The sequence below is a fragment of the Halanaerobiales bacterium genome (assembly GCA_035270125.1).
Lineage (GTDB): Bacteria > Bacillota > Halanaerobiia > Halanaerobiales > DATFIM01 > DATFIM01.
On record DATFIM010000108.1, the window covers coordinates 1 to 10,946 of the forward strand.

The 10,946-nt window shown below is 32.0% G+C and carries 11 protein-coding genes; all 11 read right to left on the minus strand.

Annotated features, from left to right (window positions below; genetic code table 11):
* Nucleotides 1-4: 4 nt before the first annotated feature.
* Nucleotides 5-901: a cation diffusion facilitator family transporter gene (locus tag VJ881_05775; GenBank protein ID HKL75558.1), complete on the minus strand. Its 897-nt coding sequence runs from the start codon at nucleotides 899-901 to the stop codon at nucleotides 5-7.
* A gap of 24 nt (nucleotides 902-925) precedes the next feature.
* The gene (locus VJ881_05780; protein ID HKL75559.1) at nucleotides 926-1,312 is read right to left on the minus strand and encodes a NifB/NifX family molybdenum-iron cluster-binding protein; all 387 of its coding nucleotides are present in this window, start codon (nucleotides 1,310-1,312) and stop codon (nucleotides 926-928) included.
* A 35-nt stretch (nucleotides 1,313-1,347) separates the two neighbouring features.
* Entirely contained in the window at nucleotides 1,348-2,196 is an 849-nt protein-coding gene (locus VJ881_05785; protein ID HKL75560.1) for an ARMT1-like domain-containing protein, read from the minus strand.
* A gap of 131 nt (nucleotides 2,197-2,327) precedes the next feature.
* Nucleotides 2,328-3,311, minus strand: coding sequence for a dipeptide ABC transporter ATP-binding protein (locus VJ881_05790; protein HKL75561.1), 984 nt, complete (start codon nucleotides 3,309-3,311; stop codon nucleotides 2,328-2,330).
* Nucleotides 3,308-4,306 (minus strand): ABC transporter ATP-binding protein, encoded by a 999-nt coding sequence (locus VJ881_05795; GenBank protein ID HKL75562.1) that lies wholly within the window; start codon nucleotides 4,304-4,306, stop codon nucleotides 3,308-3,310. Before VJ881_05795 ends, VJ881_05790 begins: the two co-directional genes overlap by 4 nt.
* A 21-nt stretch (nucleotides 4,307-4,327) precedes the next feature.
* Nucleotides 4,328-5,533, minus strand: a complete 1,206-nt coding sequence (locus tag VJ881_05800; GenBank protein ID HKL75563.1) for an ABC transporter permease — start codon at nucleotides 5,531-5,533, stop codon at nucleotides 4,328-4,330.
* A 19-nt stretch (nucleotides 5,534-5,552) separates the two neighbouring features.
* Nucleotides 5,553-6,554, minus strand: coding sequence for an ABC transporter permease (locus tag VJ881_05805; protein HKL75564.1), 1,002 nt, complete (start codon nucleotides 6,552-6,554; stop codon nucleotides 5,553-5,555).
* Nucleotides 6,555-6,675: 121 nt separating this feature from the next.
* A complete protein-coding gene (locus VJ881_05810) occupies nucleotides 6,676-8,256 on the minus strand; it encodes an ABC transporter substrate-binding protein (protein ID HKL75565.1) in 1,581 nt (526 codons plus the stop codon).
* A gap of 330 nt (nucleotides 8,257-8,586) precedes the next feature.
* Nucleotides 8,587-9,258 (minus strand): MgtC/SapB family protein, encoded by a 672-nt coding sequence (locus VJ881_05815; GenBank protein HKL75566.1) that lies wholly within the window; start codon nucleotides 9,256-9,258, stop codon nucleotides 8,587-8,589.
* Nucleotides 9,259-9,417: 159 nt separating this feature from the next.
* On the minus strand, nucleotides 9,418-10,638 hold the full coding sequence (locus tag VJ881_05820) for a hypothetical protein (GenBank protein ID HKL75567.1): 1,221 nt from the start codon (nucleotides 10,636-10,638) through the stop codon (nucleotides 9,418-9,420).
* A 10-nt stretch (nucleotides 10,639-10,648) separates the two neighbouring features.
* A partial coding sequence (locus tag VJ881_05825; protein HKL75568.1) for a hypothetical protein occupies nucleotides 10,649-10,946 on the minus strand: 298 nt, incomplete at its 5' end.

Sequence of the window (10,946 nt, forward strand, 5' to 3'; positions counted from 1 at the left end):
TTTTTTATTCTAATATTTGATTATCTCCTATTTCTTCTCCCTCTGGTTCTAAATGAAATAATACATGAATATCTTTGTCAAAACTATTTTTTATCTTTTCTTCTATTTTATGGGTTAACTTATGTGATTCTCCTACACTTAAATCAGAATCTACTACTAAATGCAAATCAACATAAACAGCATTTGCTTTTCCTCTACTTCTAATATGATGACATTCTTTTACATGATCAAAATCTTTTATTATATCTTTTAACTCTTCTGGTTCAATAACTGCTTTATCAACCAACACTCCTGTGATTGGTTTAAAAATCTCATAAGCAGCCTGTAAAATAAATCCAGCCACAATTATAGATACAATCGGATCAATTATTGGAGGAAAGCCCAACCTAATTAATACTAAAGTTAATAAAACACCTGAAGAAATATAAATATCACTTTTAGTGTGGTGGGAATCAGAAATTAAGATTTCACTTTTTAATTTTTCCCCTTTTTTAGCTTCATAAGTTGCTACAAATATATTTACAATTAAGGTAATAACTAAAACTATTAAACTCATTGAAGATATCTCTGGAATTGTTGGATTAAAAAGCTGTGGTATAGCCCCTCTTATAATATTCGCCCCGAGTAAAGTTAACATTACACCTATAAAAAGGCTGGCCATTGTTTCAAATTTATAATGTCCATAAGGATGATTTTTATCTGGAGGTTTTGAAGCAAAATGAATCCCAATTAAACCAATTACATTTGAAAGTCCATCTGTCAGAGAATGAAAACCATCTGCAGTCATACTTGAACTTTTTATTAAATAGCCAAAAATAATTTTTAGCACAGCTACTATTAGATTTAAAATTAAAATTAATCCAAGTGTTTTCTGTACTTTTTTCAAATTATTATCTTTCACTAAAGCTTCCTCCTTTTTACTCTATTACATATTAATATGTTCTCTATTTTTCCCATTATTCCAGGATTTTTCTAAGGTCTTAAAATTATCGATTAACTTTTGTATCCCTGTTTTCATATCTTCTTCTTTCATTATAACAGGAACTATATGTTTTTTCACCCTTTTTATATTAGGACCAAAAGCACAGGATACTCCACATTGAACATTTTTATCTTTTAAAATCTTTACTATACTTTTTGCCTTTTTAGGATCAGCATGTTTTTCCTCTTCTACTGAATTGTTACTGATTTTAGTAACAAACTCTGACTTGTCTTCATCAATTTTATAAATGTAATAATAATCAGCATCACCAAAATGTCTGCTAATAAATTTTTCTCCATCATCTGTAGCACAGGCGATTGTTAAACTCATTTTTTATTCCTCCTTTGTAATTTCCATTTTTTTATCTATTTTTCCATAAAAACAAAGTCTCCAACTTCAACTCCTAATAATTCAGCAACAAGATTACATTTAGCTTTCAAAAGATAATATATTTTTTCTTTAACATCTGATAGTCCTTCTAAATTACCCTGTCCTTTACTTATAATTATATCAGACTCTTTATATTCCTTTTTAAATTCAGAACTGGCTTCTTCCATAACCATTCCCGGTGCTGTACTTCCACTACTAATTATTCTAGCATATTTATCAAGCCCAAGGTTTTTAACCTCTTTTTTACTGATATCATTTAAAATAGGTAGCTCTCTTACTGCATAAGTAATTTTTAAGCCATAATTATTTAATTCTTTTAATAAAATTTTATCAAAAACTGCCTCTCCTGCATTATCAGCAATTATTAATAATTCATCGGCTTTATGTAATTCTTCTTTGAAATTATTATAATCACTTTTAACAAACCCATTTTCTAATGCTAATTCAATATTTTTTTCTATATCAACATTCAAACTAACTCCAGCATCAATAGAATTTCCCATAGCAGACATAACTAAAGCTGCAAAAACTGAGTCTTCTGCTTTTTCAACTTCTTTTTTAACTACTGGTATAAATTTCTTAGCTGATTTTATATTTTTTTCTTTGAAATCTTGATAGGGATCAGCTACTCCTGTCTTTTCTTTTATTATTTTCTGCATTTTCCCGGCTATAATTGGGGCCACGGTATCATCATCTATTTCAGGTACCATTCTGGCATAATCATTCATTATTTCTCTGATTAATTTTTTATTATCAGTTGCCATTCTTGCTGATTCTAAAACCTGTCTATAAATACAGGGAAGACAATCTAATTTTATTTCCACTATTTCACCTGCTTTCTTTAAGATAAATTTTGGATTTACAGATATTATTATATCTAGATTATAATCATATGTCAATAAAAAATAGAAAGCCTGGCAAAAAGCCAGGCCTTAAATAGTTAATTTTATACTTTTTAATCTAACAAATGACAGGCTACATAATGGCCGTCTCCATATTCTCTAAACTCTGGTTCTTCTTCACTACACCGGTCAAAAGCTTTTGGACATCTTGTTCTAAAACTACAACCTGAAGGAGGATTAACTGGACTGGGAATATCTCCCTTCAGTTCAACCTCTCCTAATGGTTTAGAAGGATCAGGTTCAGGAACTGAATGTAATAAACCTTTAGTATAAGGGTGAAGAGGATTCTTATAAAGTTCTTCACTGGAAGTAATCTCCACTATTTTACCAAGATACATTACAGCCACTCGATCACTTATCTGTTCTACAACTGATAGATCATGGGCAATAAAAATATAAGCCAAACCAAATTCTTCCTGTAAATCCATCAGTAAATTTATAACCTGAGCCTGAATAGAAACATCAAGAGCAGATACTGGTTCATCACAGATAATAAGCTCTGGATTAAGTGCCAGAGAACGGGCTACACCTATTCGTTGTCTCTGTCCTCCAGAAAACTCATGAGGATATCTATACAAATATTCTTTTCTTAATCCAACGATTTCCATTAATTCAGCTACTCTTGCCATCCTTTGTTTTTTATTATCTATTTTATGAATATTCAAACCTTCACCTATAATATTTTTCACTGTCATTCTAGGGTTTAAAGAAGCAAATGGATCCTGAAAAATCATCTGCATATTCTTTCTTAAAATTTTCATTTCTTTTTCAGTAGTAGTAGAAATATCCTTTCCATTAAAATAAATTTTCCCGGCAGTAGGTTCATGGACATGAAGGATAGTTCTTCCAGTAGTACTTTTACCACAACCCGATTCACCAACTAATCCAAGAGTTTCATTTTTTTTCACATCAAAAGTTATTCCATCTACTGCTTTTAAATATTCAGTTTTTTGTTTGAAAAAACCTTTCTTTTGTGGAAAATATTTTTTTAAACCTTCAACTTTCAAAATAGTATCTTCTTTTTGAGCAGCACTCATCTTCTATCACCTTCTTTGACATTTAACCAGCAGCGAGATTGATGACCTTTTCCTACATCAGTTTCAATTGGCTGTTTTTCTGCACAAATATCCATTGATTGTTCACATCTTGGCTCAAAACGACATCCTTCAGGAAAATCAAAAGGAGAAGGTACAATACCAGGTATCGTATCAAGCCTTTTTCGTTTTTTACCAACTCTAGGTATAGAGCGAATCAATCCCTCTGTATAAGGATGTTTGGGCTCATTGAAAAGATCAGATATTTTAGCTCTCTCTACTACCTGTCCGGCATAGAAAACTAATACTCTTTCTACCATCTGAGCTATAACTCCTAAATCATGAGTTATAAGCATAATAGAAGTATCAACTTCCTGTTTTAACTCTTTCATTAGTTTTAAAATTTGAGCCTGAATTGTTACATCTAAAGCTGTAGTTGGTTCATCTGCAATCAAAAGTTCAGGCTGACAGGCCAGAGCAATAGCTATCATTACTCTCTGTCTCATACCTCCAGATAATTGATAGGGATATTTATCTATATTTTCTTCTGGGTCAGGAATCCCAACCATATCTAGAATATCAACAGCTCTTTCCATACCTTCTTTTTTATTTAAACCTAAATGAGTTTCATAAACTTCTAATAACTGTTTTTTTACTTTAAATACCGGGTTTAAAGATGTCATCGGTTCCTGGAAAATCATAGACATCTTATTACCTCTATAAGACCTAAGTTGTTTATTACTTAAATTTAATAAGTTTTCACCATTGAAAATAATTTCACCATTTTCAACATAACCTACCCCTTCAGGTAAAAGTCCCATCATGGAGAGAGCTGTTACACTCTTACCACAACCAGATTCACCTAAAATACCTAAAGATTCTCCTTTGTAAAGATCAAATGATATATCTTCAATAGCAGTTATTTTTCCATTATCTGTATCAAAACATGTTGTTAAATTATTAATTTCTAGCAGCTTCTCTCTCTTGTCACTACTCATAGCTACACCTCACAAATTCCATTATCTTTTTTGTCTTGGATCAAGACTATCACGCAAGCCATCACCAAGTAAATTAAAGCCAAGTACACAAAGTATTATTGCAATACCAGGAAATACTATAATCCAGGGAGCTGTAAGTAAAGCAGATCTAGCATCAGATAACATAACTCCCCATTCAGGAGTAGGTGCCTGGGCTCCCAAGCCAAGAAAACCGAGTGCTGCTGAATAAAGAATAGCTGATGCAAGACTCATTGTAGTTTGTACAATTAAAGGTGAAAGTGAATTAACCAAAATATGTCGTGTAATTAACCATGAATCTCCAGCCCCTAAAGTCCTCGAAGCCATTACATATTCTGATTCTTTTACACTAAGAACCTGACTTCTTACAACTCTAGCAAATCTGGGTGTTCCTACAATTCCAATAGCAATCATCGCATTTGTTAAACCTCTACCTAAAATTGAAACTATAAAAATAGCTAATAATATATAGGGAAAGGAAAGTAATATATCCATAAATCTCATAATCACAGTATCTACTATCCCCCCAAAATAACCGGATAACAAGCCTAAAGTGGTACCTATTATAAGAGAAATACTAACTGAAACAAAACCTACAAGTAATGTTAGTCTTGCTCCAAATATCAAACGGGATAGCAGGTCTCTTCCCATCTGATCTGTACCAAATAGGTAGAAATTATCTGTCCCTTCTGAAGTTTTACTTGATTTTGTTAGCTCATCTACATCACTATTTCCCCACTCACTGGATTCTTCTTCACTTTCTAAACCAGTAGTTCCAGTAGACCAGCCTCCTTCATCACCACTACTCTCAGTTGAACTCTCGTTTTCACTGGCTTCTTCACTTCCAGTTGACCAACCAGAATTATCATCTTCTGTACTAGCTTCATCAGAAGTAGATTTATTTGTAGTTTCCTGTTCCATAGTGGTTTCCTGTTCTGTTGTAGTCTCCTGATTAGTAGTAGCTGTTTCTTGAGAACTATCCTTCATCCAAAAAGGAGGTTCTGCTTCATCACCCCAGTGAATTTTGATAGGATCATAAGGGGCGAGAATTGGAGCAAAGATTGCAGTTAAAGCAAAAACTGCTAATATAATCATTCCAATCAAAGCAAGTTTATTTCTTTTTAGTCTTTTCCAGGCATCTAAGACCAGACTAGATTTCTCAAAATCCTGTTTTTCCAAATCCTCACTTCTCACTTTCTTATTTTTCATATCTACCTAACTCCTCATATCAATATTTAATTCTAGGGTCTAATAATGTATAAGTTAAGTCTGTCAGTAAGTTTACAAATACAAATAAAAAGGCAATCGTCAAAGCTCCACCAATTACAACCGGGAAATCTCTTTTATAGATACCATCAAGTATCCATTTTCCCATTCCAGGCCAGGCAAAAACTGTTTCTGTAAGAACAGCTCCACCCATAAAACGACCAAATTGCATTCCAAAAACAGTTATAATCGGGATAGCTGCATTTTTAATTGCATGAATAAAAATATCTTTAAATTTTAACCCTTTGGCTCTAGCAGTTCTCATATAATCCTGTTTTAACACTTCTAAAAGTGATGATCTTGTCATCCTTGCAATTATAGCCATAGGAATTGTACCAAGAGCAATTGCAGGTAATATCATATGTTTTATACTGGAAATAAATAAATCCCATTGTCCTGTTAAAAGACTTTCAAATAGGACAAAATTAGTGGTTAATGCACTTAAATCCATTTCTGCTGCAATTCTACCCGCTGTGGGCAAAATATTAAGAGTTACTGCAAATAGAAGTATTAACATAAAACCAAGCCAGTATACTGGCATTGATATACCTATCAAAGCAATCATCGAGAAAAAATAATCAAAAATAGTATTTTGCTTCCAGGCTGCAATAGAACCTGCCGTTAATCCAACTAATAAAGCAAATATCATTGCAAAAACAGATAATTCAATTGTAGCCGGTAATTTTTCTCCAAGCATATTCCAGACTGGTCTTTTAGACATTAAAGATTGACCAAGGTCCAGATGAACAGTATCATTTAAAAACCGTCCATATCTAACCAAAAAAGGATCATTTAATCCCATTTCTTCTCTTGCTTCTTCCAAAGTCTCTTCTGTAACATGAGTTCCCAACATCATTTGGGCGGGATCCCCGGGAATCAAATCAATCATTCCAAATATTAAAAACGACATTATTAATAAGACCGGTATTAACATTAATAATCTTTTAAGAACATATCTAAACATGTTCAATTCCTCCATACTCTATAATTATCTCTCTTTTTTGATAATGTAATATCCTGCCAACTTAAAAGATTGGCAGGATATTTTTTATTATTACTTTTTGCTTTTTACTTACTTAATTTTTCTACTTTATCCAGGTATTTCTTAAATATACCTGTCCTGTAGGATGAATTTCAAAACCCATTACATCATTTGCTGCTCCCATAAATTTATTCATATGAGCAATTGGTACCCATGGTGCGTCTTCATGGATAACATGTTGAGCAGCCTTATACATACCAGCTCTTTCAGGCTTTCCTGCTGTAGATTCTTGAGCCTGGATTAGGATTTTGTGGAGAACATCACTTTTATAGAAAGCTATATTCCCTGCACTACCCATAGTTGCATTATCTTTATCTAGAAGAACATATAGGAAGTTATCAGGGTCTCCATTATCTCCTATCCAACCAAGTAAGGCCATATCATGTTCTGCATTTTCAGTTTTATCCAAATAAGTACCCCAATCATAGGTTACCAATTCTAATTCTATGCCAACATCTGCTAAATTACTTTGAATAGATTGAGCAACTTTTTTACCTTCTGGCATATAAGGTCTTGGGTTATTAGGATACCAGAGGTCAATACTAAATCCATCTCCATATCCTGCTTCTTCTAATAATTCCTTTGCCTTTTCTGGATCATAACCATAATCTTCTACTCTATCATTATATCCCCAGAGAGTTGGTGGCATTGGATTTTTAGCTGCTGAAGCTACTCCATTATAAGCACCTTCAATAATTGACTGTTTGTCAATAGCCCAACTTATAGCCTGTCTAACTTTCTTGTTATTTAAAGGTTCTTTAGTAAAGTTCATTGCCATATATGAAACATTCATACCAGGCTGAGCCATAAGTTTAATATTATCTGACTCTCTAATAGTTCCTACATTTTGCGGACCAAAGTTATCAATTAGATCAAGGTCATCTCCTTTTAAGCCCATAACTCTTGTAGTATTTTCTGGAACTACTCTAAATACAACTTTATCAAGATAAGGTCTTCCATCCCAGTGATCTTCAAAAGCAGATAAAGTAATTTGAGAGTCATGTTCCCAGTTTTCAAACTTAAATGGTCCAGTTCCTACTGGGTTAACTCTAAATTCTTCTACTCCCATATCTTTCATAGCGTCTTCTGAAATTATAAATGCTGGAAAAGAAGCGAGATTATAAATAAATGGAGCATATGGTTTAGATAAAGTAATTTTCACCTGATAATCATTAATTTTTTCTACACTTTCAACCATACTGTACATATAACCCCAGTAAGCAAAATCTCCCTTATGATAAGGATGGTCTTCATTCATCTGTCTTTCAAATGTAAATACTACATCATCTGCAGTAAACTCTGTACCATCATGAAATTTAACTCCTTCTCTTAGTTTAAATTCCCAAACCTTTCCACCATCAGAAACTCGCCATTGAGTAGCTAAAGCCGGTTCTACTTCTGTACTCCCAGCTTTAAATCTTACTAAACCTTCAAAAACATTAGTAAGTACTTTTACTGATTCACCATCAGTGACATCTGCCGGATCGAGTCTAACAGCATCTGCCCCACGACCAAAAACTAAAGTACCTCCATAATTAGGTTCCTGGGCCAAGGCACTTGAAGAAAATAAAAGACTAACCAACATTAACACCGCAAATAAACTAAAAAATAATTTTTTTGTCAACTTCTCTCCTCCTCGTTAATAGTAAATAATCTAATTATTTATTATTCAACATATTATCAGACTAAAGTGCAAAAATCAACCACTTTCTTCTTTAAATAAAAAGTTTCTTTTTTATTAATTTTCTTAATTATCACCCCTTTTATAAAATATTTTAAAGTATATATTGCTAAATTTACTATTTCAATAAAAGAAATTTAATATCAAATGTAAATATAATTTTAATTTAAAAAAATATTATTATTCTATTGTAGACTACTTAGTATTATATTAAACATAAGTTAGTAAAATTCCTTCATTTATTTTATATTATTTCTATTCTGAATCATTCAACTATACCTCATCCCATTTTAGTTCTAACAATCCCTCTAAATTCAATAATCCACTATTTAGATTATCTATCTGCTTATCTTTTGCTATTTGCAGAGTAAATTGGATCCATATTTCATTTCTAACTTCTTCTCTTTTTTCAATACTAAAATCCTTAATATCGATATTCTGTTCACCGATAATAGTACTAATATTGCCTAAAATACCTGGTTTATCAACTACCTTACATTTTAAAATTTTATAATTCTTAGTATCCATTTTAAATTCAATTTGATTTAATAAAAATAAAGCTATGATTACCATTAAAGTAGTAACTGAGGCAAGAAAATAATAATTAGCACCTACAGCCAGGCCAATAGCAGCTGTGGCCCATAAACTTGCAGCAGTAGTAAGCCCTTTTACAGAAAATCCTTCTTTGATAATTGTACCTGCTCCCAGAAAACCAACACCACTAACTACCTGAGCCGCAATTCTACCGGCATCAGACATTTCATATAATACATTCATACTAATTGAAATCATCATTAATATAGTTGAACCTACACCAACTAAAATATGAGTTCTTAAACCCGCAGGTCTATTATGTCTTTCTCTTTCAAAACCAACTAAACCACTTAAAGCTAAAATTAACAATAAATTTATTATAATATCTTCTCTTACAACTATAATAAACACCTCCCCTAAACTTAGTATACTTAATATATTCCATAGTTACAGATAAAAACCTGCCTACCATAGTAAAAACCTGGCATCTTAGCCAGGTTTAATTAAAATTATTTTTTGTAATTACTTTTTTTCTGTACTAACAGTTTTCAAACTTAGCTATAAAACTACTCAAAATTGAAATCTCATTCCAGCAAATATTTGCTCCAATCCATCAAAATTACCAGCTGCAGCTACCATAAGATAAGGTAACTTCTTGATTTTAAGACCTGTTTCTAATCTCAAAACTTCAATTTCAAGATTATGAAAATAGTTTAAATTAAAAACCAGTGGTCCAGGTATATAATTAAACCCAGTGTAAGCTGCATAATCTTCAAATTTAGTTTCTGTTAATGAAAATACAAAAGGATATAATCCTGCTGTCAGGCTTAGATTTTTGCTAAACTGGATTATATCATCAAAACCTAACAAGACTTTGTAATTATTATCCTCAAATACACCTTTTGAATCAATAAAAAGTCCATCAGTAATTGAAAATTCCAAACCAAGTTCCAGATAAGAAAAATCTTCTCTACTTTTAAAATTAAGTATATTCTTTTTGTTTTTGGTCTGATACTGAAAATCTATATCAGATGAATATTTTTCAGTAAAAATAATTTGTAAATACTGATTATTTAGCCTAAAGACTGGCTCCTTATTTTTAAAAAGAAGTTTATCCAGACCATCCAGACTGGCAGCAGGTCCTAAATCCGCTATATTGGAGCTTAAATAAATAGCATAAGTTCTTTTTCTTTTATTTTGATTTCTATCCTGCAGGCGATCATTAACCTTATTTTCTTTTAGTTTCAAAAAACCAATCAGTTTAGTTTCTCCTGCAGCCAACCTTACAGTAGTAGAAAAATCAGTACCTGAATTAACTGAAAACCTGACTTCTGACTCAATTTCTCCTTTGCTGGTCAGATTTAAGGGGGTTAACTCGGTCGAAAAATCTATCAGCTGAGTTTTCAACTCTTTCTGCTCCCAGTTTAAAATTTCTTCTGAAAGATTAATATAAGCGGTAGTACCGACTTCTGTTCTCAAAGTTGGATTCGCAATACTCAATGATTTCTGTTGTGATTTTTCTGCTGAAAGAACTAAATTATCAACTATTTTTGCAGACAAAATATTAATTTCATTCTCAGAATAAATAAATTCAAAATCACCTGTCTGCTCAGTATTAAGTGATAATTGTTCTAACTTCCTATTTAGCCAACTCTCTTCAGTTAAATCTATAACTGTTAAACTGTATCCTATTTGATTTGGATTAGCTGCTAGAACAAAGTTTCCCATCTGAACTGTATTAAAAACAAAAAAGATTATAAAAATCAGCATTAAAAAAATTATTTTTCTCATCTTAGCTCCCTCACTGACCTATAATCTTAGGTGTAATAAAAATCAACATCTCTCTTTCACCTTTTTTATTGCTTTCTTCTCTAAATAACCAGCGGATCAGGGGAATATCACCCAACACCGGTACCTTACTCTTATATTCTGAAATTTCATCCAGGGTCATTGCTGCCATGGTGATTGTTTGATTATGTTTTGTTCTAATAGTTGAAGAAATTTCGCTTCTTCTGACTATCAACTGATTTTCCTGTTCATCAGTAAAATTACTTATATTTGGTGAAATTTTCATCCTAATATATTCTTCAGCTTTAACC